Below are 26979 nucleotides of genomic sequence, written 5' to 3' on the forward strand. Positions count from 1 at the left end.
CCCGGGGTGGTCGGTCGTCAGAGGGGCGGAGTCACTCACAGTCCGCCGCCGCCCTTGCCACTGCTGGCGTTGAGCACGCCCTGCTGCTGCTTGGCGATGTCGTCGAGCGCGTCCTTCGGCGCCTTCGCGCCGTTGAGAGCCGCGTTCACGTTGGTGTTCTCGATGTCGACGAGGCGCGCGTACTCGGGCACGTTCCACATGTCCCGCATCCGCGGAACCGAGTCGGTGTACACCTGGTTGAACGGCTGGGCGTTGAGGAACTCGGGCGACTCCAGGGCGTCCGTACGCGATGGCACGCCACCAGCCGCGGCCCACTTCTTCTGGATGTCACCCTGCTCGAACCACTTCATGAAGTTCAGGGCCTCCGCCTGGTTCGCCTCGGGCGAGTAGGCCGACACGTGCATCCCCATACCGCCGAGAGGCACCAGGTTCGTCTTCTGGCTCGGCAGGGTGGCGAAGCCCAGCTTGTCGAGAATCTGCTCCCGCGTGGTGCCGAGCGTCGACTGCTTCGGGTCGAGCAGGCCGCCGCTCGCGGCGATCCAGTTGAACGCGATGCAGGCCTTGCCCTGGGCGACCGCCGCGTTCACCTCGTCGATGAACCAGTTGCCGGAGCCCTTGGCGGTCAGCGGCTTCATCTTGTTGACCAGGACGTCCATCGCCTCCTGGCCCGCGGCGTCGTTGAGGACGCCGTCGATCTTGCGCGTCTTGGGGTCCCAGAGGTTGCCGCCGTAGACGCCGTTGACCGTGTTGTAGGTTACGGCCGCGGCGTCGGAGCCGTTGGCCTGGTGGAAGGCCAGCCCGCTGACGCCAGGGTTGTCCGCCTGGCACTTCTCGGCGACTGAGATCATCTGGTCCCAGGTCTGCGGTGGCTTGTCGCCGATCAGGTCCTTACGGTAGATCATCGTCCAGGTGTCGCCGAGCAGCGGCAGTCCGTACAGGCTGGCGTTCTCGTCGCGCTTCCCGGTCTCCGCCTGGGGGAACTGGCCGTAGGCCGCCAGAAGGTACGGGTTGTAGGCCTTGACGTCGATGTTCTTTTTGACGAAGTCGGTGATGTCGAGGATGTTGCCGTTCGTCACGGCCTCGCCGATGTGTTGCGAGTCCAGGATCGGGATGTCGAAGTCGGTCTTGTGTGCGGCGAACTGGGTGAACATCGCGTCGTGCCAGTTCGCGTTCGGCACGGTCTTGACCTTGATGGTCACGTTCGGCCGCCCCTTGGTGTACTCCGCGTTCGCGAAGGCTTCCAGCGCGTGGGCGGGGGGCCAGTCGAACCAGATGAAGCTGAGGGTCAGCGGATCCTTGGTGAGCTCCGGGATGGTCGCCGGCGCCTTGGGGGCGCTGCCGTCCTGACCGCCGCAAGCCGCCACGGTCGTGGCCACTAACATGGCCGCCGTAGCCAGCCGCGCCTTTCGACCGGGAACCGACAATCGTCCTGTTCGCTTTGGATACCGCATCTTCTTGCCTGCTTTCTGGGGGGGATTTCTGGAGCCTTGCCGCGTGCTTCGCCGAGCAGTTGCTGGGTTGGTCAGGCGTGTTGCCGGCTGTCGCAGGGCTGATCAGCAGACCGGCGTCACGAGTACGCCGCGACTTCATGGGGCTTCGAGCAGTCGGGAAGTCCTTCGGTCCTGGTGCGGCCCGATGGCGAACCGAAGAGGACGTCGAGCATGCTCATAAGAGCTCCAACTGATCGAAGCGGAGCGATGGCGGGCGATTCCCCGATGGGTGAAGGATGGCTGGCGTCCGCCACCTTTCCTATACGATCCGAGTGGGAGCGTCAACATCCCGCAATGCTGCGGCCGATGCCAGCAGGTTCCCGAAGACGCAAGAAAGGACCTCACGTCACGATGGACGACGAAGCGATGATCGCGCGGCGCCGTGGGGCCACGACGGGCGGAATCCCGCCGGGAAGATCTCGCGGCCGGCTTGCCGACGAGGTGTACGACACGCTGCTCGGACAGATGATGTCGCTACGGATCGAGCCGGGCTCCCGCGTCACGATCGACGCCCTGGCGCGAGAGCTGGGGGTCTCGCAGACGCCGATCCGAGACGCTCTGAACCGTATGGAGGCCGAGGGCCTGGTCGTGCGTGTGCCTCACGCCGGCTATCGCATTCCCCCCCAGATCACCCGTCACCGATTCGAGGACATGCTCGAGATCCGCCTGCTCCTCGAGCCGGCGGCGGCGCGCAGATCCGCCGAACGCGCATCCTTGCAGCAGGTGGCCGGTCTGCGGCGGCTGCTGGAGGAGATGGCGGAGCTGGAGGGGGGCGGCGGGCTCATGGCCTATGGCGCCTTCGGGCTGCGCGACGCCGCCTTTCACGATCTCGTCGCCCTGAGCGCGGAGAACCAGGTCATCCGCGAAGCGCTCGCCCGCCTGCACACGCACGTGCACCTGTTCCGGCTTCTCCACGACACCCAGGTCACTCACCTGGCCATGGCCGAGCACGAAGAAGTCCTGGCCGCGATCGCCGCGCGTGACCCCGACGCCGCCGCCTACGCCATGCGCCGGCACATCCTGCGGTCCGGCGAGCGGTTCCGGCGGTTGTTCGACGAGGCCAAGGGCGCGGACGGAATGGCGGCAGAGGCTTGACGGGCGGGCCGGGCCGGTGAATGCTAAGTCAACCCCGATCGGATCGGATTGGATCCACCTCACCCGCCCCAGATGCGAGGAGAAGCAGGTGCCCAGAGCGCTGCTCCTGACCGGCGACGCCGCCGAGGAGCTCGACACCATGTATCCCTACTATCGCGTACAGGAGGGCGGCTGGGACGTTGACGTCTCGTCACGGACGATGCGTGACGTTCAGCTGGTCATCCACGAGTTCGACCCCAACTCCGACGCCTACGTGGAGAAGAACGGCCGGAAGTTGCCGGTTGACGTGCCCTGGGCCGAGGTCGACGTCGAGCGCTATGACGCCCTCATCATCCCCGGAGGACGTGCCCCCGAGTGGATCCGGGTCGACGCCGACGTCAGGCGCATCACCGAGCACTTCTTCGCGCGCAACCTCCCGATCGCGCTGGTGTGCCACGGCGCGCAGGTGCCGGCCGTGTACGGGCTGCTGAAGGGCCGGAAGACGGCGTGCTTCCCGCCCATCACCGGTGACATGGAGAACGCGGGCGCGACGGTCATCGACGCTCCCGACGTCGTGGACGGCAACCTCGTCTCCTGCAGGGGGTGGCCGGACATGCCGAAATTCGGCAGGGCGATGATGGAGGTCTTCTCGAAGTCCATCAACTCCGCATCGGCATGAGCGCACCTGGCCCGTCCCGGTGACGGCATCTCGGACCGTCACAGTCGACGGCTCCCCCGTCCACGTCCTGGAGAGCGGCACCGGGCCCGCGGTGCTGATGCTGCACGGCTCCGGACCCGGTACGACCGGATCCGGCGCCTGGGCGACGACGGCACAGGCGCTGGGCACGTCCTGGCACCTGGTGGCCCCTGACCAGGCGGGGTTCGGCCGTACACCGATCCCGGCCGGCTCCAGGGGCGGGCTCCGGCTGTGGACGGAGCAGGCCGCGGGCCTGATGGATGCTCTCGGTGCCGAGCACTACGCCGTGGTGGGCCACTCCATGGGCGGCGCCGTGGCGCTGGCGTTGGCGGCCGCGCGTCCCAGGCAGGTCACCCACGTCGTGGCGGTCTCGACGATGGGCGCCCCCGGGGCGCCGCTGTCCGCCGAGCTCGACGCGATCTGGGCCGCCCCTGCCGACCCGCTCGGGGCACGAGACATGTTGAGTCGCCTCGTCCTCGACCAGGCGCTCGTGACCGAGTCGGCCGTCGCCGCCCGTGCGGCCGCGATGCGAGCGGGGGCGGCCGCATTCGCGTCGTTGTTCCCTCCTCCCCGGGCACGCTGGGCCGACGACCTCACCCTCTCGGCGCGAACGCTGGCAGGGGTGCGCGCGCCCGTACTGCTCGTCCACGGTGCCGAGGACCGGGTCACCCCGCTCGGGACGGCAGCCCTGCCCCTGCTCGAGCACCTGGCCGATGTCCGTCTGCACGTGCTCGGCCGATGCGGGCACGTGCCGGCGCTCGAGCACCCGCATGACTTCAGGCGACTCCTGTCGTGCTTCCTCGGCCGGGAACGAGGTCCCTGACTCATATCCGTGGGCCGTGGGTTCAAGTCTCGCCCGCCCTACCGCTGCGCCTGCCGGAAATTCCATCCGTGCAGTTCAAGCGGCATGTGCGTACTCGTGGAGGATTCCGCCGAGCGGTCAAGCAGCTCGCGGCGGCACGACTGCACCCACCACTCCATGATCGCGTTCGTTCGTGGCATCCGGATACCGGTGAGAACGGTCTGGATGCAGGATGTACTGACGCCGCCCGTCAAGGGTGACGGTCTCGATGAAGTCGCAGGCCAGCAGCTGCCTGCCTGCAAGAGAAGCCCTGCAAGGCCGTGACCTGGAGGGATGAAATCATCGGCAGGCGCAGGGCCAGACGGATCCGTTCGCGCCGTGCGGGTCGATCCCCGCGGCGTTCACCATCTCTCGGACGGCGAGCTTCGACAGCTCGCCGCCAGGCGTCCCCGTGTGGAAGTTTCACTGACATCGCCGCGCGGACGACTGTGATGACGCGGGTACGACCGCCACATCGCACGGCGTCACATGGTCTGCGACCAGCCTGTTGATCCGTGGGGCGAGATCGTCGCCCTTTTACGGGCCGTACGGAAACCGCGATTCACCGCTTGTTTCGGAGAGCGGTCCTTTATATGGGGCTGTCCAGTGCGTGGCCATTGTGTGATCCTCCCCTCGAGAAGGCATGTCCCGCGGCGTCTCGGGCGCGCGGCCCGCGCGCTCTGGATTGCGACCGGCAGGGAGAGATGGGAAATCTTTTCACAGAATGCGCGCCCTCGTGTCCACTGCAACCAGGGAGTTTTGTACATCGGCGAATATCTCTCCTTGTAGCGGGACGGTACTATCCGGGTTCCACCGAGACCCATCAGAACAATGTGGCTTACGCCGATAAAAGCACCATGGTGTCGTGCGTGCCCGGCGACCACCACGTCATGGGGTACGGATCCGCCGGCCTCACCGACGTGCGCGTCCGCCTCACCCCGATCAGGGCGGCGACCCTGGCGGACGGCGAGGTCGGCAACTCTGGCGAAATCTCCACAGTCAACGGCGCGAAGAAAGGGGATCCCATGATCGCTGGCAACCTGGTCCGCCGGGCACTGGCGGTCGGCGTGATGCTGGCCACCACCGCCGCGATGGTCGTGACCATGCAGCATCCCGCCGCCGCCTCAACCCTGACGCTCAACGCCACGGTGGACTGCCTCAACGTCAACTACTCCGGCGACACCCGCGACTGGTACGCCTCGTACGTCTCGGTCGGCTCCGCGCCTCCTTCGTACGGCGTGACCATGCCCTACAGCTCGATGGTCGCGAACCCGGCGAACCACACGTGGTCGTTCACGATCAGCCTGCCCGGCGGCAGCACCTCGGTGAGCGTGTCGGCCATCTGCAGCGGCGGTCACCAGTACGACCAGGTCGGCTGGACCAACGGACCGGCGATCAGCATTCCCTCCTCGGCCACGACCCTGACCGCCACCTGGGGCTGCTCCACCCAGCAGGTCTACCCCGGGCCCTACATCACCGGCTGCAGCGCGCAGTCCTACTCCTACAGCTGAGGCTCCTGCCTCCCTTCTCGCATGCGGGTACGGATACCGCTCCGAGGTCGCCGCGCTGTTCGCTGAACGTCGCGACGCGGCTGGGGAAGAACGGGTACGGCCCAGCCCCACCGAGAGGTTCGCCGAGGGCTGGGCCGATATCCGGTCGGTCGGGAGGTTACGCGCTGGTGCAGGTGTATCCGGATGGCAGGGCCGTGTTGCCGTCGGGGCGGCTGGCCTGGAAGCCGAAGCTGGTGGTGCCGGCTCCGGGGGCCAACGTGCCGTTATGGCTCACGCTCTTGGCCGTGACGGTCTGCCCGCTGGTGGTGACGGTGGCGTTCCACGAGCCGGTCAGCGTGTGCCCGGCCGGGAGCGTGAACGTGACCGTCCAATTGGTGATCGTCGAGGTACTGGTATTGGTGATGGTCAGCGGCTGGATCACGTATCCGTTCCCCCACTGGGACTGCACGGTCGGCGTCGCCGAGCAGGCTCCGGTGGTGGTGCCGCTGGTAGTGACCTGGACGGTGTTGGACACCGGCGAGAGGTTGCCGGCGGCGTCCCGCGCGCGGACCTGGTAACGGTAGGTGGTGCTCGGGGTCAGGCCGGTGTCGCTGTACGAGGTCGTGGCCGAGGTGCCGACCTGGGCGAAGGTGCCGCCGGTGGCCCCGGGTGCGCGCAGGATGTCATAGCCGGCGACCCCCACGTCGTCAGTGGAAGCGGCCCAGGACAGATTGGTGCCGCCGGCGGTGGTGCCGGAGGCCGCCAGCCCGCCCGGGGCGGTGGGTGGCGTGGTGTCGCCGCCGGTGGAGGTCGTGGTGAACGTTACGAACGCGGAGTTGGCCGACAGGTTGCCCGCGCCGTCGCGTGCTCGTACGTAGACCTGGTATTCGGTGTCGGCGGTCAGCCCGGTCAGGGTGATCGAGTTGGTGGTGGACTGGCCGAGCAGCGGGTCGGTGGCGCCCTGCTCCCGGTAGACGTTGTAACCCGCCAGGCCGGAGCCGCCCTGGTCGGTGGATGCCGTCCAGGTCAGGGTGGCGCTGGTGGCGGTCACGTTGGAGACGGCGGGAGTGCCCGGAGAGGTCGGCGGAGTGGTGTCGTTCGTGCTTTGGAACTGACTGAAGAAGTTCCACACCACTGCCTTGGTCCAGGTACGTGCGCCGTCGTCAGCGGTGGACCCGTCCACTGGACCAGGGGTGTGACCGCCGTCGAACGCCGCCCACACGACCGGGTATCCGGACCGGCATCCCGAGTAGGCGGTGACGACGTGCGTCAGGCTGCCCTGTGCCGGTTCGGGCGGATTTTGGGGAGTGCACCCGTTGTTCCTGACGAACGTGTCGCGCAGCGACCGGCCCAGCGAGATGTTGAGTACGTTGTCCCTGAGGCCGTGGAGCCCGATGTAGGCGATGGGCTGGGTGCCGCCGCTGCATCCGCTGAGCTGTGCGCCGGAGTAGACCGCGACCGCGCGGAAAACCGTCGCCCGGGCGCAGGCCAGGGCGTAACTCATGCCGCCGCCGTAGCTGAAGCCTCCGGCGAACAGTTGCGTGGTGTCGACGCACAGGTCTGCTTCGATCAGCCTGATCATGTCGTCGACGAAGGTCAGGTCTTGCCCGCCGGAATTGGCCCAGCCGTTGTTCAGCCCCTGGGGGGCGACGAAGATCGCAGTGTTGTTCGCCAGTTGCCTGAGCCCGTAGTAAGACCAGGTGAATCCGCTGGTGCCGCCTGAGTCGACGTCGTTGGCGGTGCCGCCGTTCCAGTGGAACCCGAAGATCAACCGATAGGGGTTGGTGTTGTTGTAATTGTCGGGAATTCTCAGGATGAAGGAGCGAGTCTGGCCGCTGCTCTGGATCGATTGCGTGCCACTTCTGAGTGTTGGAGTCTTGCCGCATCCTGGCGTCGCGGCGGCGGCGCTCGCCGCGCGTGACGTGGTTTCGCTGCTGCTCAGCGCCGTACCACCGCTGGCCACCGCGAGAAGCACCGCCGCGATGACAGCGGCGAGGACGGATTTACGCCGCATCATCACTCACCTGCCTGTGGCACCGTCGGGAGGGACGGTGCCAGGGCGTCGGTTAGCGTTAACATTAGCTGGATCAATCCTCTCATCCGTGCGGAACTGGCGTGATTGGAGGGCGTGGCGGAAAGACCGTGTCATCGTTCACATCGCTTTGCCGCGCCCGTTCCTGCCGATGGGTGGTGGTGCGACGGAGCAAATACGAGGCATGCAGATCCGTCAAGGCGCGGCTCGATCCTCTGACGTGACGGGCGGCGCTCCCATGCCGTTTTGCTGGCACGTATCGCGTCGTTCAGCCTGGAAACATGTTGAAAGTTTCACGGCAAGGCTCTCAGAAAGCCATGGAGCCGAATTCAACCCTTCCCTGCCCTTGGCCGCGCTGCTTCCAAAGCTCCTGAACCAAAAAGCGGGCTCGGCTCGTCGGCCTTCTGCGACGTGTGGAGGATTCAGGCCCGCATCGAGGACGTGACGGGACGTTGCCGGGAGAGGACGCACCACCATCCGGTTGGCAGGCTCGAACACCTGTAAGACCGTGAGCAGGGGTCACAGAAATTCACTGCGGTAGGTCGGGGCCAGCTCTGCCGCGCGGCGGCGGCGTTCCGCGAGGTCGTCGGGCGACAGCTGCGGCGGAGGCGCGTCCACGCCCGCCACGGCGTCACCGATGCGCATGAAGTACTCGTCCTGCCCGGCCGGCGTGCACATGCAGAGCATCCGGGCCGGTGCGCCCGAGACGTTGCGGAAGTTGTGCGGCGCGTTGGCCGGGATGTTGATGGTGGACCCGGCCCGCACGATGTGCTTCTCGCCGCGGAAGGTGAATTCGATCTCGCCCTCGAGGATCGTGAACATCTCCTCGAAGTCGTGCCGGTGCGGCGGCGGGCCGCCGCCGTCGGGCACGCGCATGTCGATCAGGCAGTACGCGCCGTTGGTCTGCTCGCCGGTGATCAGCATGCCGTAGGTGTTGCCTACCAGGGAGACGTAGGTCGTGGCGGGGTCGTCGGGGGTCGCCACGGTCAGCGAACGAGCGGGATCGTCGTCGGGAATCATCGTGGTCGTCTCCTGGGGTGTGCGGTTGGTTGGTTCTGTCGGCCAGGCGACAAGGGCGTCGGCGTGCATAAGCTGGGTGACCATGCGACCACCGGCGGCGTGCACCGCCCGTGATGTACGGCTCGGCTCTACAGCGACTTGAGGACGCGGATGCGGTCGGCAGTAGCGCGTTGGGCGACGTCGGCCTTGAAGGCGATCGAATCGAACTCGTGCGGAGCTCCGGGGTGCAGGTGAAACTCCACCGGGACGCCCGCGGAGCTCAGTTTGGCCGCGTACGCGAGGTCCTCATCGCGGAAGACGTCGAGCTGGCCCACCTCGATGTAGGCAGGCGGAAGGCCGGTGGCGTCCTGGAGCCGGGCCGGAGCGGCGGCGGGCGGGACACCGGGTCCGCCGGCAGCCCCGCCGAGCAGCGCCGGCCACGCGGTGCGGCTGTCATCGTAGGACCACAACGCGTACCGCTCGATGTAGGGGTCGGGGGTGGCGGGGCGGTCATCGAGCATCGGCATGATCAGTATCTGGTGGGCGATCCTCGGGCCGCCGCGCTCGCGGGTCAGGATCGCCAGCGCCGCCGCCAGGCCGCCGCCGGCGCTGTCTCCCATTACCGCGATCCGGTCCTGGTCGACGCCCAGTTCGGGAGAGTGGTCGTGCAGCCAGCGCAGCGCGGCATAGGCGTCCTCGAGCGGCGTCGGGAACGGGAACTCGGGCGCGCGGCGATACTCCACCGACAACATCGGCACGCCTGAGGCCGCCACGTAACGGGCGACCGGACCGTTGAACAGGTCGATGTGACCGAAGATGTATCCGCCGCCGTGGAAGAAGACCACGGCCGAGCCCGGCGTCGCGCCGTCCTTGACGTACCAGCGCACCGTGATCCGCGCGCCATCGGCGGCGGTCACGGTGTGGTCGGTCATCGTGACATCGGCCGGCATGGGCTGGGCGTTGCTCGCGGCACCGATGATCGGTTCCCAGAAGGCGCGACGCCCCTCGATGTCGCCCACTTCGGGTCGTGTGGCCTCGGCCATCGCATCAGCCATCGGGGCCAGCGCCTCGGCGATCTCGGGATCCAAAGACAAAGACATGACTGCTTCTCCTGTGAGCGTGTCAGGCGGTGGGCGCGAGGACGACGGTCTTGCCCGGTAGCTCACCCGCGCCGGCTTGGGCGTGGAGTGCGGGCAGGTCGGCCAGCGCCACCCGCTGGGCGACGTCGACGCGCAGCTCGCCGGTGCCGATACGAGCGACCAGGTCGGCGAGCTGGTCGGCGTCGCTTCGGACGAACAGGTCGATGCCGCGCACACTGCGCTCCTCGTCGGACGGGGCGGGCATCCAGACGGTGGTGTTGACGAGGGCGCCGCCGTCACGGACCAGCGTGACCAGCGCGGCCAGCCGTTCCGGGGCGACCGGCGCGAGGTTGAGCACGAGGTCGACCGGCTCGGTCACCGCCTCGGTCACGTCGGTGGTGGTGTGGTCGATCACCTCGTCGGCGCCTGCGGCCTTGACCCGCTCGGCGCTACGTCGGCTCGCCGTGGCGATCACGTGGGCACGGGCCTCCTTGGCCAACTGCACCGCGTATCCGCCGACCGCTCCACCGGCGCCGTTGATCAGCACCCGCTGACCGTCGGTCAGCTTGCCGTGGTCGAACAGCGCCTGCCACGCGGTCAGGCCCACCAGCGGCAACGCCGCCGCGTCGGCCAACGGGATGTTCTTGGGCGCCCCCGTCAAGATCTCCGCCGGCGCGATCACATACTCCGCGGCCGCCCCGGGCGCCGTCATCGGCAGGAGGCCGACGACCCGGTCACCGACCGCGACGTCGTCCACGTCGTCACCAAGCGCATCGACCGTGCCGGCGACGTCGATGCCGGGAGTGTGGGGAAGCTCGACCGGGATCGGGCCCTGCATGTATCCCGCGCGGATGTTGCCGTCGACGCCGTTGAACGACGTCGCGGCGACGCGAATCCGGACCTGACCGGCTCCGGGGGCGGGCTGGGCCACGTCCTCGTGACGCAGGACCTCAGGACCGCCGAACTCGTGGAAACGTACTGCCTTCATTACAGAACCTGCCTCTGTGAGCGCCGTCGAGTGCTTCGAACTCGAAGCGATTACGGCACAGAGGTGACCCTGCGCCCTGCTTCGAGTCGCGAAGGCGTCCAGCCCCGCGTTCCGAAGCCGCCCGGAGGCAGCCACTTGATTCGCGGTCGCTGGAGACGTCACCTAATTTCGCAGGATCCGGCGCGACTAGCCTGGGCCAGGCTGGCCCACCTTGATGATGGACGGTTCCCCTCCGACGCCGACGATCTCAGCCAGACGCGCCGCATCGGCCGAGCCCGGCGCCGCGGTGAGCATCAGAGCCGCCAGATCGTCGCCCGGGATGGCGAGCAGGTTGCCGACGAGCGTGACGGAGCCGCCGTCCGGATGAATGAACGCGGCGCTGCTTTCGTAGGCCGCCACCGGTCGCGGCGCGCGCCACAAGGTGTCGAACAGGCGGCTTCGGCTCCGCATCTCGTCCACCAGCGCGGCAAGCGACGCGTCGGCGGGGTAGCGCAACAGCGCGCTCGTCAGGCGGGCGACCAGGACCGCCTGATGATCGGTCGCGTCATCCGCAGACTGCTTGAAACCACTGAACGGGTCGCAGAACGTACGCCAGGCGATGTTCCACTCCCACGGGTCCCCGGTGAGCTCCCAATGCCCCAGGGCCATGAACGCACTGTTCACGGCGACGAGATTCATCGCCGCGTCGGAGACGAACATCGGAGTGTCGGTGAACCGCTCCAGCAGCCGCATCGCACCCGGACCGATCTCGTTCGGCACCTGCCCGTCAGCGGCGGCGTAACCGGCCAGCGCGCAGAGCCGCTCGTACTCCGCCCGTCCGACCCGCAACGCTCGGGCGATGGCGTTCACCACCCCGGCCGACGGATGGCTGCGCCCCTGCTCCAGCCGGCGTACGTAGTCCGCGGACATCCCCGCGAGTTCGCCGAGTTCCTCCCGCCGCAACCCGCGCACCCGCCGACGGCCGATCGGCAGCCCGACAGCCGCAGGCGCCGTACTCTCCCGCAACTGGCGCACCGCGGCACCAAACTCGTGACGTTCCACGGCCCCATTGTGCCCGGACAGTCCGGGCAGCAGGGGGTGGATGCGGTCGCACCGACATCGCTCCGCAGCGGCAGCACGCCCTCTGGCCGCCCGTGCCGCGGACCCTCACCTGCCCGGCTCTCCAGCCGAACGTCGTCCGGCTTCAGCCACGCAGGAGCCCGACCGACCATGGCCTCGTTCCAGGGGAATCAATCGCGACCGGGAACGCTGTTCCGACGACGGCGAGGAGGTGGGCGGGGTCAGGATGAGGCGCGCGCAAGGGCGCCAGCGGTGAGGGTGGCCAGCATGTCACGCAGGTTGGCCGCGAAGTCCATCTTGTAGATCGCGAGAGAGGGGTCGGCCTCGTAGGCGGCGAGCATCGCCTCCGATGGCCGCGCGTGCGTCCATACGGCACCGATCGCCATGATCACCGCTGCGGCCAGTTGGGGGGCGCCGTCGCCCAGCTCGGGAAGGTGGTGGCGGGCGAGGGCGGCCATGGCGCTGACGTTGGCCACCGCTGCCCGCTTGTAGCGGGCGGCGACCTGTGCGGAAACGTTGTGTTCGAGGACTCCCGCCTGCGAGCTCAGCAGGTCGCACAGGACCGGGCGTTCGGCGAGTGATGCGGTGATGGCGGCGGCGAACTGGTCGCCGCGCCTGCTCGCCGGCTCGGCTGGGTCGATGCCGGCATCCAGTTGCGCCGGCAGGTCGGCCGTCCACCGGCGCCAGGCGCGGTCCAGTAGTTCCAGCAGGATCGCCTCGCGGGACTCGAAGTACCGCAGCACGTTGGATTTGGCCAGTCCGGTGCGGCGGCTCAGCTCGTTCAGGCTGATGTCAGCGACGGACATCTCGTTGAGCATGGCGTCAGCGGTGTCGAGGACGGCCTGACGCCGGATCTCCCGCTGCTCCTCACTGCGTGCGCGCTGGAAGGCGGTCATCCTCGCATATTACAGACCACCGGTCCGTTGACATCAGACCGCCGGTCTCTTATAGTCGTTCCGACACAACAGACCGCCGGTCTGAAAACGAGGAGTGCTGTTCGCGCCCACCGCCAAAGGGGTGCCGCCCCTCTTGTCACGACACGAAATGAGCGTTCTCATGTCCCAGGCTGGTTCGTTACCGGCAGTTCGCGCGGTCTGGGGCGCGCCATCGCTGTCGACGTCACCGATGAAGGCGCCGTTGTCACCCGCGACGTCATAGCGGCTGTAGACCTCCAGGTCGCCATGAACGGCTTCCTGGACCGCTCAGCCGCGACGCGGTGCTCTACAGGCAGGACGTCGCCAAGGCGCTCGCCGAGTCCGACCACCAGAATCCCGTCACCGAAACGCACCAGTAAGGGAGCGTGGCAGCAATGAACCACTGGACGCCCAACAACATCCCCGAGCAGACCGGCCGCACCGCGCTGATCACCGGCGGGAACAGCGGCATCGGGCTGGAGACCGCTCGCGTGCTCGCGACGCACGGCGCCCGCGTCATCCTGGCCGGACGCAGCCAGGCCAAACTCGACCAGGCCGCTGAGGCCGTCCGTGCCGCCGCGCCGAAGGCCCGGGCCGACACGCTCGTGCTCGACCTGTCCGACCTGGCCTCCGTCCGCGACGCCGCCACCAGGATCGCCGAGACCGAGACCATCGATCTTCTGATCAACAACGCCGGTGTGATGAACCTGCCCCAGCGGCAGTCCACCCGCGACGGTTTCGAGATGACCGTCGGCACCAACCACCTCGGCCACTTCGCCTTCAACGCCCTCCTGTGGCCCGCGGTGCACCGCTCGGCAGCACCCCGCGTGGTCACCGTCAGCGCCGACGCCGCACGGTGGCCGATGGGCAAGCTCGACGACCTGATGAGCGAGAAGAACTACCGCGGCATGGCCGCCTACGCCAAGTCCAGCGCGCCAACATCGTCTACACACTCGAACTCGCCCGCCGTACCGCGAACAGCACCCTCCAGGCTCTGGTCGTGCACCCCGGAGCGGCGATGACCAACCTCCAGCAGCACGGCTCCGGCCTCCTGACCCGCATCATCACCCAGATCTCCGAACGACTGCTCATGGGATCGCCCGAAGGGGCGGCCTGGCCCTCGCTGTACGCGGCCACCAGCCCCCACGTGCGGTCGGGCCAGTTCATCGGCCCAGCCGGACGCGACCAGACCTCCGGCACCCCCGAACCCGCCAAGCTCCCCAAGGGCGCGAACGACCCCGACCAGGGCAGAAGGCTCTGGGCGGCGAGCGAACAGCTCACCGGCATCACCTTCAACCTCGGCGCCGGCGCACCCGCCTAAGGTCGCCGCCCATCGGTCCCGCCGCTCCAGCCGGCGGGTGCGCCGAAGTGGCGCGTCGCGGCCCTGCCCTAAACTCGTCGCCACCATGGAAGTGCCGCGCGATCTCCCCTCTCCCCTCTTCACCGCGTTCCAGGTCGTCGGTCTGCCCTGGCCGGACGTGCGGATCGCCCACTTCGACGGTGTGCTGGCCGAACTCGGCGAGCGCCCGGAGGTGCAACTGCTGCGTGAGCACGTCAGCAGGCTGCGGAAGATCCAGGACGCGTTCTTCGAGCACCTGAGCGAGCTGGCCGACGATCACGACGACGACAGCATGAGTCTGATCCGTCATAAGGACGAGCCCTGCGTGACCGGGATACGGGAAGACTGGGCCGAGACCGCGGCGCTGATGCCCGAGTTCCACGCGGCCATCGCGACGTTCGCCCGAGCGCTCCTGGGCGGCCCGCCTGCGGTCCCCGATTACCTGGCCGCCGTGCCCGCCTGGGTGGAGGCGCGCCCCGGGCGCGGCATCCGCGACGAGCCCACCGCCGGTCGCGCCCCCGCCTCGGACGCCCTGCTGCGCTGGCGGGAGGACCCCTACGGGCCGCGGATCTGCGTTGTCACCGGCTCGCCCGCCGCCGGCAAGACCCGGCTGCTGTCCTGGTTCAGCTACTCCGGCGTCTGGGACTGGTCGGGCTACCCGGGCCCCGGCGAGGCGGCGATCTGCCTGCGCGGAATGGACGTGGACGACGCCGTGGGCGAGCTGGCCGGGCAGTTCAAGCTCGACGGCGCCGACCTGGCCGCCCTCGACCGGCCCGTGCTCGTCACCGTGGCCGACGCCCACAGGAGCAACGACCCCGAGCGCGCGTTCGCCGAGCTCGTCCTTCCCCTGGCCGTCAACCCGCACGTCCGCCTGCTCGTGGAGCTCAGCCGCTCGGACGCCGCGGTCGGTCTCGGCCCGCCGGCGTTCGTCCTGGATCTGGACGACCCGCGGGCCACCGATCGCGCCGCCTTCACCGCCTGGTACGACGCCGACCGGGTGGAGCGGTCGCCGTTCACCGCCGGCCAGGTCTACCCTTCGCCGGGGCTCGCCGCGTTCGCCGCCCGGGCCGGGGGCGCCGACCCGGGCCCTGGCCTGCCGATGGACGTACGGGTGGCACGTGCCTGGCTGGACGGCCTGTCGCTGGACGCCCGCGCCGCCGCCAGCACGCTGGCCCTCGCCTTCGACCCGATCGGCCCGTACACGTGGCGGTTGCTGCACTGCGGCCGGCACCGCGACGATCCGGAGGCCGCCGCCCGCGGCGTGGCGGAGGCCGCGGACCGGCTGCCCCTGGCCGAGCCGCGCCTGCCCGCGTACGCCATCGGCCTGCCCTCCCTGGCCGAGGCCGTCGCCCCGCCTGCGGCGGCGCACGGGGAGCTGGCCGCCGTCATGCGCGGCTGGCCGGTCTCGGCCGAGCTGTCCCCGCCCGCGTACGTCAGCAACCACCTGGCCCATCACGAGCGCCTGGCGGGCGGACCCGACGCCGTCACCCCGCTTCCGCTCCGCCGCCCTCCGACCAGGGTCACGCGCGAGCTGCTGGAAGACCTGTACGGCCAGGAAGGCGTCGTCCGTCCGCACGACGACGAGATCCACCCCGCGATCGCGCATGCGCCCACCCGCCGTTTCCTGGCCGAGGTCGGCCTGCCCGTGGACGGCCTCAACCAGCCCGGCTGGACGGGCGAGCATCGCCGCTTCGTCGAGCCCCTGACCGATTCCTGGCCCGACAGCGTGGACGAGCTGTGCGCCTGCGCGGGCCTGCCGGACGACCTCGGCGCACTGTTCATGCTCGACGGGCCGGGCACCTGGTACCTCTTCCTCGACGGCCGCACCGGCGTGGTGTACGAGGCGCACGAAGAGCTGGAGACCGCCCGCGTCGCCCACCGCGACGTCGAGTCGTACGCCTACTTCGTGTACGTCATCCACCGGGAGCGCAGGCTGTGGTGCGAGGGCCGCGACACGCACCGCGAGGCGGCCTACTGGTGCGCCGACGACCTCGCGCTGGAGCTGCACACGTACGAGCCGGAGGCCATGGCGGGCGACGACGCCCTCTGGCCGCCGACGCTGGAGGATTACACGCTCCTTACCTAGACCAGCCCTCCCAGAGGGAGTCGATCTTCGGCCAGAAGGAGGATGGACGCGATGGAACCGCCTTTGTACAACGGAGATCGCGGCGCGAGAGCGCGTCGCCTCCGCCTGCCGTAGAGGATTTGCGATGACATCCATGACCAGACGCCTCGCCATGCTGATCGCGGCGGTGGGGGTGGCCGGCGCGACCTTGGCGGCGGTGCCCGCCGCTGCCAGTGCCAGCCCCGACGGCATAAATGACGACATGGGGTGCTATGGCGTGTTCGACACCGTCTACAAGCGGTTCCACTCGCTGGGTTTCAATGACGCCTACTCCACCAGAATGGCCGAAGCCGCCTTCAACAACTGCCAGTCCGCGACCTGACGGTCTCACGCCAGCCGCACGTCCTGGGACCAGGAGGGCCGCGCGGCCGGTGTCCCCGGGCTGGGCCTGCTCTGACCAGCCCGGAGACACGTGTCTCAGATCTTCGACAACACCCGGTCGGTGACGAAGCAGAGCATGCCGAACTCCTGCGCCCTGCGATAGGCGAATTCGGCGAGTTCCTCGTCCTCGGCGTAATCGAGGGCGTACACGTCGATATCCATGCCGAGCAGCCGCTCGGCGTATTCCGCGTGCACTTCGAGAACGTCGTCCGGCCACGGCCCGTACGACTCGGTGTCCACCCACCGGGCGGAGAACGACTCGAAGAGGATGCCGTCCACCAGGTCGGCGAGCTGCGGCAGCAGCCCGAACCCCCGGTTGGCCAGCAGGTAGTCGGGCTTGGCCTCCTCCCTGATGGCCGCGATGAGGTAGAGCAGGTGCGGCAGGTCCTCGGGGTAGTTGAACTCGATGTTCAACGTGTCGAGGAACAGGCCGCTGAACCCGCCCGCCATCGCGCTCGTGGCCTGGCCCACCACATGCGCCACCCACCCGGGGTGGCCCGTGTACACGAACGCGCCGCCCCAGTCCGGGTTGCGCTCCTCACGCTGCCACGGGGCCGGCGGGCCGACGTCCTCGGTCAGCGACAGGTAGCCCAGCGTCTGCACGCCGCGCTCGCGCAGGAGGTCGAGCTCCTGCCTGCCGTAGAAGTCCGGTTGCAGCACGACCTTGTCGAACCTCGACAGCCGCTCCAGCTCCCCCGCCCCGTAGTAGAACGCGATGGGTTCCCTGGTCATGGCTTCCACGCTTCCTGGTACCACGCGAACGTCCTGCGCACGCCCTCCTCCAGAGCGACGCGCGGCTCGTACCCGGTCAGCTCGCGCAGCAGCGTGAGGTCGGGGCAGCGGCGGGCGACCGAGCCCGCGGGCGCGGGCACGTCGTCGATGGCGGGGCTCACCTCGGCGATCCGCAGGACGAGCTTGGCCAGGTCGCCGATGTTGGTCTCGGCGTCGTTGCCGATGTGCACGATCTGCCCCATGGCGCGCGGCTCGGCCATCAGCCGGACCATCGCCTCGACGGCGTCGTCCACGTAGCAGAAGGCCCTGCTCTGGTCCGCGCCGTAGAGCCGGAACGGGTCCTCGCCGCGCATCGCGCGCAGCGAAAGCTCGGGGATGACGTGGTCGGCGCCCATGCGGGGGCCGTAGACGTTGTGGAAACGGCCGATGACGGCCTCGAAGCCCTTGGCCCGCGCCGTGTGCAGCACGGCCGCCTCGCCGAGCATCTTGCTGATGGCGTAGGTGTAGCGCGGCGAGGCCACGTCCTCGATCACCAGCGGCACGTCCTCGGCCGTGGGCACGGGCACCAGGCCGGTGGTCACGCCGCCCGCGTACGCCTCGCTGGTGGAGGCGAAGAACAGCTTGTCGCCGGGGCGCAGCCAGTCGAGCAGGTGCATCATCGACAGCGTGTTGACCCTGATCACCCGGGCCGGGTCCTTCTCGACGTTACGCACGCCGACGACCGCGGCCAGCATGTAGATCTGGTCCCAGCCCGGCTCGATCGCGGCGTAGGAGGCCGGATCGGTCAGGTCGGCCGAGCGCACCTCCACGTCCAGCGCGGTCAGCTCGTCGTCGCGGCGGCCACGGGAGAAGTCGTCGATGACGGTGACGGCGTGGCCGTCCGCGCGGAGCCTGCGGGCCAGGTGCAGCCCGATGAAACCGGCCCCGCCCAACAGCAGGACTTTCATACCGTCGTCTCCTCCTTGGCCACGTAGCCGATTCCGGCGTAACGCACGCCGTTCCTGATGACCGCGGCCTCGTCGAGAATGCGCCACGAGTCGAAGATGACGCGCAGGTCCGAGGAGCCGAGCATGGTCTCGGCCTCAAGGGCGCGGTAGTCGGGGTGGTCGTTGATCACGATCATCGCGTCGGCGTCGGCGAAGGCCTTGTCGAGGCTGACGGGCTCGCCGCCGTACTCGCGGATGACCTCGTCGGAGACCAGCGGGTCATGGCCGCTGACCACGAGGCCCGCGGCCCTGAACAGCGGCATCATGTCGGCGATGGGCGTGCCGCGCATGTCGTCGGTCGCGGGCCAGCCCTTGTAGGCCCAGCCGAGCACCGACAGCCTGACGCCCTCGGTGCGGCCGACCGTCTCGCGCACCAGCTCCACGACACGCTCGGCGACGTGCGCGGGCAGCCGCTCGTTGAGCTTGCGCGCCTGGCCCACCAGGTACGGGCTCCGCGACGTGCTCGCGATCATCAGGTACGGGTCCTTGGACAGGCAGCCGCCGCCCACGTAGCCGGGCTTGGCCAGGTCGGGGCGCGGGTAGTCGAGGTTCGTGGCCCTGATGACCTCCAGCGGGTCCAGCCCGTGCTGCTCGGCGATGAGCGCCAGCTCGTTGCCGAAGGCGTAGATCAGGTCGGTGTGGCAGTTGTTGGACAGCTTGACCATCTCGGCCGTCTCGATGCCGGAGACGGGCACGATCTGGTTGGCCAGGCCGCTGAACACCTCGATGCCGGCCCGCAGGCTCTCCTCGTCGAGCCCGCCGATCACCTGGGGCAGCTCGACCAGCTCACGCAGCGCCTGACCCTGGATGGTGCGCTCCGGCGCCATGACCAGCTTGGCCTTGCCCCAGCGCGCGGTCAGCGCGGGCAGCACGACGGCCCGGCTGGTGCCGATCGGCACCGTGCTGCGCACGACGACCAGGGTGTCGGGCCCGCAGCGCTCGGCGACGTCCTGGGCGGCGTCCGCGAGGTTGCGCAGGTCGGGCGTGCCGGTGGACAGGTCCACGGGCGTCGAGACCGACAGGATCGCCGCGTCGAGCCGCAGGTTCTCGGGCAGCCGGTCGGAGATGAAGACGGTGCTGCCGAGGTGCTCGGCGAAGGCCTCCTCGACGCCGGGCTCGTACACGTGGATGCGGCCGTTGGACAGCGCCTCGACCACCCGGGGGCTGGCGTCCACGCCGTACACGGTGTAGCCCTTGCGGGCCAGGGCGGCGGTCAGCGTCAGGCCCACGTAGCCCATGCCGATCACGCCGACTGTCTTCGGCATCTCAAGATCCTCTCTTAGAACAGGGGTCACTGATCCGGTCGAGCTCGACCGTGGTGGCGTTTCCCGCGATGCCGTAGCGGCTGTAGCGGGCGCACGCCGCAGTGACGTTCACCGGTCGTCTGGCGTAGTCGGTGGCGAGCACGGCCTTCCCCTGCTTGCGGAGGGCGAGGGCGTGCCGCAGGTTCTCCGCGCACCAGTCCTCGGTGCAGGGGTCGTCCGTGGCCTTGAAGAACAGCTCCTCCATGCCGATGCCGTCGATGGCCTGGACGTAGCCGGAGTGGAGCCTCAGCTCCGGGGAGTTCTGGGGGACGATGAGGAAACCCGGGCGCTGGGCCTTGGCGTACTTGCTGAGGCGGACGATCAGGTCCGTCATCTTCCTGCCGAGGCTCCTGCGGGTCTCGCCGGGCGTGCGCTTGAGGTCGATCTCCTCGTACGCCAGCGGGGTGTCCAGGTAGACGCCGTCGAACCCGGCGCGCAGGGCCTGGTCGACGCGCTGTTTGAGGACCGTGTCCCACCAGCGCCGGTCCCAGTAGCGCACGAAGCGCTCATCGGGCCAGTCGGGCCAGATGTTGAGCACCAGGTCCCTGGGCAGGGTGCGGTACTCGGTGCGGAAGGTCTCGATCGAGCCGATTTCGAAGTAGGCCAGGACCTTCTTGCCGCTGTTACGCACCTTGGCGATCTCCGCGGCGGTGAAGTAGCCCTTGATCGTGGCGTCGCGCGAGAGGTCGATGATCGCCAGCTGGTGCGGTGCCCGCGCGATCGCGTCGAGGCGTCCCTTGGGGTAGTCCTGCAGGACGTAGGTGAAACTCCGCACCTCGGTCAGGGGGACCTGCGGTGCGGAGCACGCCAGCGAGCCCAGCATCAGGCCGATGGACAGCAGGATCCTCACAGCATCGCCTTCACCGAGTCGGCGAGCGGGATGCGCGGGCGCCAGCCCAGCACGTTCCAGGCCCGCTCGATGTCGGCCTGGCTCCAGTCCACGGCCCGCGAGCGGGCGGCTTCGGGCTCGCGCTCGCGCACCTCGCCCGTGAAGCCCGACTCCGCGGTCAGCAATGCGACCGCCTCCCGTACGGCGACGGCACGGCCGCTGCCCACGTTGATCACGCGCTCGGCCGGTTCCGGCGCGAACCCGGCGCGCACCACGGCGTCGGCCACGTCCCGCACGTCCACGAAGTCGCGCATGGCGCCGAGCGGGCCCATGTCGAGGTGGCCGGTGGCGGTCCTCAGCAGGTCGCGGGCGCGGCCCAGCACGTTCTCCCCCGACAGGCCGGGGCCGACGGGGTTGAAGATCCGCAGGGACATCGCATCGACCTCGCGCGCCTGCTCGACCAGGAGCGTCCCTGCCAGGTGGCTGATGCCGTAGGCGCTGGTGGGCCGGGCGGGGTCGTCCTCGCGCTGGGCGTGACCGTACGGCACAGGGCCGTATTCGGCGGCCGAGCCCAGGCGGACGAACCTGGCACCGGGAACGGCGGCGGCGATGGCCTCCAGCAGGACGGCGACGACTCCGGCGTTGCCGCGCAGGACCTCGTCGTAGCCGCCCGACATCCTGCCCATGCAGTTCAGCACGATCGACGGCCGCAGCTCGCGCAGCAGATCGGCCGCGGCCCGCGGCGTCGCGGTCAGCAGGTCGAGGTCGGCCCGGCCGGGACACAGCAGCCGCGAGACCCGCGGGTCGTCCTCCAGCAGGTGCCTGACCTGGCGCCCGAGGAAGCCCGTGGCGCCGAACAACACGACCGTACGGCTCATCGCACCTTGTCCCGCGACGGCAGCAGCAGCGGTCTGATCTCCTCGAAACGGGCGTTCGCCTCGTCGTAGTCGTCGGGGCGGCCGATGTCGAGCCAGTAGCCCTCGAACTCGTACACGCCTGGCGGGGTGTCCTGGGCGAGCAGGTCGAGCACCAGCTCGTCGAAGCCGAACGACATGCCCTCCGGGTACTTCGCGATCGTCTCGCGCGACAGCGCGTAGACGCCCATGCTCACCAGGTAGCTGAGCAGCGGCTTCTCCTTGAAACCGACGATACGGCCGCCCTGCGCCTCCAGCACCCCGAAATCGATCTTCACCACGCGCGGCGAGGTGGCCACGGTCAGCGGCGCGCCGGTCTCCACGTGGCTGGTCAGCAGTTCCGCGTAGTTGAGCGTGGTGAGGACGTCCCCGTTCATCACCAGGAAGTGCTCGGGCAGCCGGTCCCTGATCGGGAAGAGCGGCCCGATCGTGGACAGCGGCGTGACCTCCTCGGTGTAGTCCACCGTCATGCCCCAGCGCGAGCCGTCGCCGACGAAGGCGCGGATCAGCGGGCTCAAGTGCCCGACCGCGAGCGTGGCCGTGGTGAAGCCCTGGCCGGCCAGCTGCTGCATGATGATGTCGAGGATCGCGTACTCCTCCCCGATCGGCACCAAGGGCTTGGGCAACGCGGACGTGTACGGGCGCAGACGGACCCCTTTTCCGCCCGCGAGAATGACGACGTGCATGGAATGCCTCCCGGTCGAATGATCAGCTGTACTGTCTGACATCCCTGAGGCCCTGGCTCATGAGGACGAGAAGGATCAGCAGGAACAGCAACGCGGCGACGGCGAAGAGAAGGACGTCGGCCAGCGCCGGCGCCCCTGCGGGCAGGAGAAGACGGCCGAGGGGGTGTACGGCGAGCGCCGCGGCCTGTGCCACGCAAAGAGGTACGACTCTGCCCTGGTTGCCCAGCAGGAACGCCACGAAGTACGCGCCCCCGATGATCACGTGGGCGGCGGCCATGGCGATGCTGGCGTGGGTCAGTTCGTTTTTGCCCAGCAGGAAGGCCAGCGGCAGCAGGGACAGCACCGCCAGCCACGCCAGGCAGATCAGCACACCCTTGGCGAGCAGCCATCGGCCGCGCCGGGTGAAGTCGGAGGGGTAGCGGACCTGGCGGATCGCCGCCCTGGTCTCGTCCTCGAACGCGTGCGCCCGGTACTCCAGGATGCCCATGCCGATGACGAGCCCGGCGCCGGCCACGGCGATGTCGGTGCGGTCGAGCACGTACCGGGCCTCGGCCTGCAGCAGGAACACCGCCGACAGCGTGGAGTAGAGCACCCACGGGAGCAGCGCGCGCACGTTCGCGCGGGCCAGCAGGCGCAGCGGCGGCTCGGCGGCGTCCCCCGCGGGATTCCTCGTGAGGGTCAGCCGGAGCGCGGCCGCCACGCAGGCGAGGATGCACGCGAAGCCCACGCCGAGGGTCATCAGGCCGATGCCGCTGTCGCCGATGACGATGTAGGCGACCCCGGCGACGACGGCCGGCATCATGATCAGCCCGAGCCAGCCCTCGCGCCGGTAGAACAGCAGGATCCCCGAGGCGATCTGGAAGGTCACCTGCATGATGCACAGGGCGATCAGCTCGACAGGACCGTCCCGCAGCCCCGTGATCACGCCGGCCAGCATCGCCACTCCCAGGACGGCCACCAGCATCCCGGTACGCAGCACGCGGCCCGCCGAGCGCACATGGCCGTGCCCGATCAGCGAGTACGCCAGATGGGTCGCCGCACCGCCGATCACCCATCCGAGGCCGGTGGTGAAGACCAGTCCTGGCATCAGCCACTGCGTGCCGACGAGCCCCGACGCGGCGGGCAGCAGGGCCGCGGGCAGGGCGTACAGCAGGCCGTGCAGGATCTGGGCGACCGGCCTGGCCCGCTTGAGGAACCCGCTCGACCCCGGCGGCGGGGCGCCCTTGGACCTGATGTGCGAGTAGGCGGTCTCGGCCAGGGAGAACACGGAGGTGTGGTCGTACAGCTCGCGGGCGACCTTGTCGTTGAGCCCCTGGGACTCCAGCATGGCCGCGACCTGGAGGGGTTCCACGGCGCGGAAGACCCCGGTGCCCATCGGGTCGATGAGGGCGTCGATGTCCCGGGGTGACGGCGGCTGGGTCATGCCCGGGCCCCCAGAAGTTCCCTGTAGACCGAACGGTAGTCGTCCAGCGACTGCCGGAGCGTGAACCGCTCCAGCACGCGGGCGTGCGACAGAGCGCCGAGGTGGCGGCGCAGCGGGGCGTCGAGCAGCAGGCGCACCATGGCGCCGGCGGCGGCACGGTGGTCGCGCGGCGGCACCACGAACCCGGCCTCGCCCACCGCCTCGGCCACGCCGCCGACGTTGGTGACCACGCAGGGCCTGCCGCACGCCATGGCCTCGACCACGGTGTAGGGGAAACCTTCGGAGATGCTGGTCAGGGCCACGACCTGGCCGGCGTGGTAGGCGTCGACCGGAGAGCCGACCCGGCCCTCGAACGTGGCCGCGCCCTGCAGCCCCAGCTCCTCGATCAGCTCGACGCAGCTCTCGTGGTAGCTCTCGTTGCCCGACGGCACGCCGCCGAAGATCCGCAGCCGGGCGTTGGGGATCCTGTGACGGACGATCTGGAACGCGCGGATCAGCGTGTGCAGGTCCTTCAGCGGGTCCACCCGGCCCATGAACACCAGCGTGGGCACGTCGGGTTCGCCGGTGGCGACGGGGAACTCCTTCGGGTCCACGCCGTTGTACATGATCCGGATCCGGCTCGGGTCGGCACCGTTGCGGATCTGCCAGCGCCGGTTGTACGACGAGTGCGGCGCGATGCGGTCGGCCGCGACGTACGCCGCCCCGGCCAGCCGGCGGAAGAAGCTGAGCAGCAGCACCCGCACGGAGTGCGGCACCGGCTCGTTGACGTACTGCAGGTACCGTTCCCGCAGGTAGACGCCGTGCTCGGACAGCACGACGGGCGTGCCGTAGCGCCACTTGGCGCTCATCGCCATGAGCATGCTGAGCCCGTTCATGGAGACGTGCACCAGATCGGCCTGCGGCGGCGGCTCGGCCAGCGGCCGCAGCATGTGGCCCAGCAGGTCGCTGGCGATGACCGCGTCGGACAGGTTGAGCCCGTCGCTCCTGCTCCAGTACCAGGCGTCCATGAGCTGCGAGAGCGACTCGTTGGCCGTGATCGCGCTCATGAGGTCGCCGCCCCAGTCGGCGAAGCGGTACAGCGACTCCAGCACCGACAGGAACTCCTTGCTGCCGTCACCCATGGTGGCAGGCGTGAGCACCATCTCCAGGAAGCGCCCGTACACGTCGCTGAAGCCGCGCCCCGGCGCCCGCGAGGGGCGCCGGCGGCGTCGTCTGGCCCACAGGGGCACGGAGATGACCTTCTCCAGGTTGGGGGGACGCTCCCAGACCGAGCGCTCCCTGCCGTCCACCGTCAGGGTGACGACGTCCCACCGGTAGTCGGGCATGCCCCTGATGAGCTGGTCCATCCAGACGCTCACCCCACCCATGGCGAACGGGTACGTGCCCTCCGACACGAAGGTCACCTTCATGCGCGCACACTCGCGGTGACGGTGACGGGCACGCCTGCGGTGAGCGTGAGGTGGGCGATGGAGTCGGTGCCGTACGTCGTCGCGCCCGGGGCCGCGGCGTTGGTCGCGAAGACGGTGGCGGCCGCGGTCGATTCGAACGTGACCGTGCCCGCGACCCGGTCGTGGACGGCGTCCACCCCGGCGAGCCCGGCGAAGTGCTTGGTCCGGTCCTCGACGTAGTGGGCGATGCCGCCCCAGTCGGGGGTGATGACGGGAACGTTGTAGTAGGCGTTGTACTTGGCCATGACCGCGTTCAGCCAGTCGAAGACCAGGCTCTTGCTCGACCCGTAGTCACGCAGGTTGCCCTGGTGGAAGGTGTGCGCGTAGATCGAACCCGACATGACGTGCTGCAGCGCCACGTCGCTCTCGTGCTCCAGGACCTGGGCGTAGGTCTGGTCCACCGGCCAGTAAGGGAACTTGCCGTTCGGCCCGTAGTAGGAGTTGTAGAACAGCGTCTGCTCGGCCGGCGTGGTGGTGTGGTAGGCGATGTTGGTGGGCCAGTCGGGCACCACCATCAGCGACGGCTCAAGCGGGTGGTGGATGCCGCAGTTGAAGCAGGACGGCTGGTGGCTGCCGAACGACATGTTGCCGTGCAGGTACTTCACGCCGAGGTCCTTGGCGGCCTGCAGCAGGTGGGGGTTGGAGGCGGCCAGGCCGTAGTCCGTGGGCGGGTCGATGTCGTTGTTGACGTCGGGGTTGTAGACGCCCAGGCCGGAGTACTCGCCGGTCTTCAGCACGGTCGCGTCCACGCTGAGGCCCAGCGCGGCGGCCCTGGTGAGGTTGTCCTGGATCTCGGAGTAGCTGGTCGCGTAGTCCGTGAAGTTCATCTTCGGGTGCGTGAAGGTGTGGTTGATCCAGGTGAAGGAGGAGGCGCGGCAGCGCGAGTAGCTGGTGAGCCCGTCAGCGCCGAACGGCGGGGTGGAGCACGTCGAGGGGGAGCTCAGTGTCGTGCCCTCGCCGTTGTAGGCCAGGTTCAGCTTGAAGCCCGAGGCGAGCGGGTTGCCGGTGGTGAAGGCGTTCTGCTGGTTGTACGTGCTCACCGCGTCGGCTCTGGTGGTCCGGTAGCCCGGGTCGCTCTCCACGTGGCCGTCGGGGTACAGGTGGTCGGTGGAGTTGAACCAGTCGTCCACGTCGGCGTTGAGGTAGTGGCGCTGCTCACCCAGGAACAGGCCCCTGGTGGCCCACCTGAACAGCCCGTACGTCAGCAGGTCGGCCTGCGGCAGGTACTGGTTGGAGGTGAACGTCAGTGCCATGCGCTCGCGGCCGTCGGTGGAGGTGCTGCGGACGCCGAGCACGTCGGAGCCGCTGGTGATGATCGCCTCGGCCGAGCAGCCCGGGGCGATCGTGCTGCGGTAGGCGTAGGAGAGCGAGATCGGCACGTTCACGCCGGTCTTGAGGTAGTCGAACACGCCCGCGCCCGCCGAGGTCAGCTCAGTGCTGATGGGGGTGTCGCCGATGCCGCCCTCACTGCCCGCGCGCAGGCAGTAGTCTTCCGGCCAGGTGCCGTAGGCGGTGTAGAGGGAGACTTGGCGTACGCCGTAGTCCCGCTCGTAGGCCCATAGAACGTTCCATTCGGTGCTGTCCAGACCGCTGACGTAGTTGGCGCCGTCGAAGTAGAGCAGCGAGCCGTTGGTCAGCAGGACCGCGTTGTACTTGCCCGCGCCGTCGGCCCGCAGCAGGTCGGACGCGGTGAGCGCCTGGGTCTTGCTGAACAGCACGTCGTACTGGGCGCCGACCCGGTCGAGCACGGACTTCCAGGTCGCCACGCCCCAGTCGTCCTGGTCCACGCCGACGACGAGCGCGCGCAGGCCCACCCGGTCGCCGGCCGCGGCGGCCAGCGCGGCGGTGGTCTTCGCCGTCGTGGTGGTGCGTTTGACCGCGACGCCGCCCTTCATCTTCACCTTCGGCAGCGGGCCCAGCTTGGTCACCTTCGGGCGCTCGACCTTGGCGCGGAGGGGGGCGGCGTGAGCATGCCCATGCTCGCTCCCCGGTGCGGCGGCCGCGGCTCCGCCGGCGAAGAGACCGGTCACCAGAACAGACGCTCCGGTGATGGCGATCACACCACGTGACGGCCTACGAATAGTCCGTCGCAAACGCGGAAAAATATTCATATATCCCCCCATTCGGCACATAAGCCCCGAATGCATCC

General features: G+C 69.1%; 24 protein-coding genes. 8 read left to right on the forward strand and 16 right to left on the reverse strand.

Features of this window, described 5'->3' with window-relative positions:
- Positions 1–35: 35 nt before the first annotated feature.
- Positions 36–1382, reverse strand: a complete 1347-nt coding sequence (locus SMD20_RS16120) for an extracellular solute-binding protein (RefSeq protein ID WP_319708204.1) — start codon at positions 1380–1382, stop codon at positions 36–38.
- 459 nt (positions 1383–1841) lie between these two features.
- Between SMD20_RS16120 and SMD20_RS16125 the strand changes: the two genes are divergently transcribed.
- From SMD20_RS16125 to SMD20_RS16140, 4 genes are all read left to right on the forward strand, one after another.
- Complete coding sequence (locus tag SMD20_RS16125; RefSeq protein ID WP_329581294.1) at positions 1842–2585, forward strand: GntR family transcriptional regulator; 744 nt, start codon at positions 1842–1844, stop codon at positions 2583–2585.
- Positions 2586–2673: 88 nt separating this feature from the next.
- Positions 2674–3243, forward strand: coding sequence for a DJ-1/PfpI family protein (locus SMD20_RS16130; RefSeq protein ID WP_185074998.1), 570 nt, complete (start codon positions 2674–2676; stop codon positions 3241–3243).
- 19 nt (positions 3244–3262) lie between these two features.
- Positions 3263–4084 (forward strand): alpha/beta fold hydrolase, encoded by an 822-nt coding sequence (locus SMD20_RS16135; protein WP_329581300.1) that lies wholly within the window; start codon positions 3263–3265, stop codon positions 4082–4084.
- An 887-nt stretch (positions 4085–4971) separates the two neighbouring features.
- A complete protein-coding gene (locus SMD20_RS16140; RefSeq protein ID WP_329581301.1) occupies positions 4972–5613 on the forward strand; it encodes a hypothetical protein in 642 nt (213 codons plus the stop codon).
- 157 nt (positions 5614–5770) lie between these two features.
- Here the strand turns inward: SMD20_RS16140 and SMD20_RS16145 are convergent, their stop codons facing one another.
- The 6 genes from SMD20_RS16145 to SMD20_RS16170 form a co-directional block, all read right to left on the reverse strand.
- Complete coding sequence (locus SMD20_RS16145) at positions 5771–7609, reverse strand: cellulose binding domain-containing protein (RefSeq protein ID WP_329592575.1); 1839 nt, start codon at positions 7607–7609, stop codon at positions 5771–5773.
- Positions 7610–8143: 534 nt separating this feature from the next.
- The gene (locus SMD20_RS16150; RefSeq protein WP_329581303.1) at positions 8144–8728 is read right to left on the reverse strand and encodes a cupin domain-containing protein; all 585 of its coding nucleotides are present in this window, start codon (positions 8726–8728) and stop codon (positions 8144–8146) included.
- Positions 8729–8772: 44 nt separating this feature from the next.
- Positions 8773–9711, reverse strand: a complete 939-nt coding sequence (locus SMD20_RS16155; RefSeq protein WP_329581306.1) for an alpha/beta hydrolase — start codon at positions 9709–9711, stop codon at positions 8773–8775.
- Positions 9712–9745: 34 nt separating this feature from the next.
- Positions 9746–10690 (reverse strand): NADP-dependent oxidoreductase, encoded by a 945-nt coding sequence (locus SMD20_RS16160; protein ID WP_329581309.1) that lies wholly within the window; start codon positions 10688–10690, stop codon positions 9746–9748.
- Positions 10691–10876: 186 nt separating this feature from the next.
- Positions 10877–11731: a helix-turn-helix domain-containing protein gene (locus SMD20_RS16165; protein WP_329581311.1), complete on the reverse strand. Its 855-nt coding sequence runs from the start codon at positions 11729–11731 to the stop codon at positions 10877–10879.
- A 239-nt stretch (positions 11732–11970) separates the two neighbouring features.
- A complete protein-coding gene (locus tag SMD20_RS16170) occupies positions 11971–12645 on the reverse strand; it encodes a TetR/AcrR family transcriptional regulator (RefSeq protein ID WP_329581314.1) in 675 nt (224 codons plus the stop codon).
- A 413-nt stretch (positions 12646–13058) separates the two neighbouring features.
- Between SMD20_RS16170 and SMD20_RS16175 the strand changes: the two genes are divergently transcribed.
- The 4 genes from SMD20_RS16175 (at position 13059) to SMD20_RS16190 (ending at position 16449) form a co-directional block, all read left to right on the forward strand.
- The gene (locus SMD20_RS16175; RefSeq protein WP_329581317.1) at positions 13059–13685 is read left to right on the forward strand and encodes an SDR family NAD(P)-dependent oxidoreductase; all 627 of its coding nucleotides are present in this window, start codon (positions 13059–13061) and stop codon (positions 13683–13685) included.
- A complete protein-coding gene (locus SMD20_RS16180) occupies positions 13682–13984 on the forward strand; it encodes a hypothetical protein (protein ID WP_329581320.1) in 303 nt (100 codons plus the stop codon). Before SMD20_RS16175 ends, SMD20_RS16180 begins: the two co-directional genes overlap by 4 nt.
- A gap of 85 nt (positions 13985–14069) precedes the next feature.
- Positions 14070–16088: an SUKH-4 family immunity protein gene (locus SMD20_RS16185; protein ID WP_329581323.1), complete on the forward strand. Its 2019-nt coding sequence runs from the start codon at positions 14070–14072 to the stop codon at positions 16086–16088.
- Positions 16089–16212: 124 nt separating this feature from the next.
- Complete coding sequence (locus SMD20_RS16190) at positions 16213–16449, forward strand: hypothetical protein (protein ID WP_329581326.1); 237 nt, start codon at positions 16213–16215, stop codon at positions 16447–16449.
- 95 nt (positions 16450–16544) lie between these two features.
- On the opposite strand, the gene SMD20_RS16195 is transcribed toward SMD20_RS16190, so the two are convergent.
- Genes SMD20_RS16195 through SMD20_RS16235 form a run of 9 tightly spaced genes read right to left on the reverse strand, consistent with a single transcriptional unit; the run spans position 16545 to position 26860 of the window.
- Complete coding sequence (locus SMD20_RS16195) at positions 16545–17240, reverse strand: hypothetical protein (RefSeq protein ID WP_329581329.1); 696 nt, start codon at positions 17238–17240, stop codon at positions 16545–16547.
- The gene (locus SMD20_RS16200) at positions 17237–18187 is read right to left on the reverse strand and encodes an NAD-dependent epimerase/dehydratase family protein (RefSeq protein WP_329581330.1); all 951 of its coding nucleotides are present in this window, start codon (positions 18185–18187) and stop codon (positions 17237–17239) included. Before SMD20_RS16200 ends, SMD20_RS16195 begins: the two co-directional genes overlap by 4 nt.
- The gene (locus SMD20_RS16205) at positions 18184–19491 is read right to left on the reverse strand and encodes a nucleotide sugar dehydrogenase (protein WP_329581333.1); all 1308 of its coding nucleotides are present in this window, start codon (positions 19489–19491) and stop codon (positions 18184–18186) included. Before SMD20_RS16205 ends, SMD20_RS16200 begins: the two co-directional genes overlap by 4 nt.
- Before the next feature lies 1 nt (position 19492).
- The gene (locus tag SMD20_RS16210; RefSeq protein WP_329581336.1) at positions 19493–20380 is read right to left on the reverse strand and encodes an endo alpha-1,4 polygalactosaminidase; all 888 of its coding nucleotides are present in this window, start codon (positions 20378–20380) and stop codon (positions 19493–19495) included.
- Positions 20377–21237, reverse strand: coding sequence for an NAD-dependent epimerase/dehydratase family protein (locus tag SMD20_RS16215; RefSeq protein WP_329581339.1), 861 nt, complete (start codon positions 21235–21237; stop codon positions 20377–20379). Before SMD20_RS16215 ends, SMD20_RS16210 begins: the two co-directional genes overlap by 4 nt.
- Positions 21234–21959 (reverse strand): sugar phosphate nucleotidyltransferase, encoded by a 726-nt coding sequence (locus SMD20_RS16220; protein WP_329581342.1) that lies wholly within the window; start codon positions 21957–21959, stop codon positions 21234–21236. Before SMD20_RS16220 ends, SMD20_RS16215 begins: the two co-directional genes overlap by 4 nt.
- Positions 21960–21981: 22 nt before the next feature.
- The gene (locus SMD20_RS16225) at positions 21982–23382 is read right to left on the reverse strand and encodes a hypothetical protein (protein WP_329581345.1); all 1401 of its coding nucleotides are present in this window, start codon (positions 23380–23382) and stop codon (positions 21982–21984) included.
- The gene (gene pelF, locus SMD20_RS16230; protein ID WP_329581348.1) at positions 23379–24791 is read right to left on the reverse strand and encodes a GT4 family glycosyltransferase PelF; all 1413 of its coding nucleotides are present in this window, start codon (positions 24789–24791) and stop codon (positions 23379–23381) included. Before pelF ends, SMD20_RS16225 begins: the two co-directional genes overlap by 4 nt.
- Entirely contained in the window at positions 24788–26860 is a 2073-nt protein-coding gene (locus SMD20_RS16235) for an Agd3-related carbohydrate deacetylase (protein ID WP_329581351.1), read from the reverse strand. The genes pelF and SMD20_RS16235 overlap by 4 nt, the downstream gene beginning before the upstream one ends.
- Positions 26861–26979 lie beyond the last annotated feature (119 nt).

The organism is Nonomuraea sp. LP-02 (assembly GCF_036289125.1).
In the GTDB taxonomy this organism is placed as follows: Bacteria; Actinomycetota; Actinomycetes; order Streptosporangiales; family Streptosporangiaceae; genus Nonomuraea; species Nonomuraea bangladeshensis.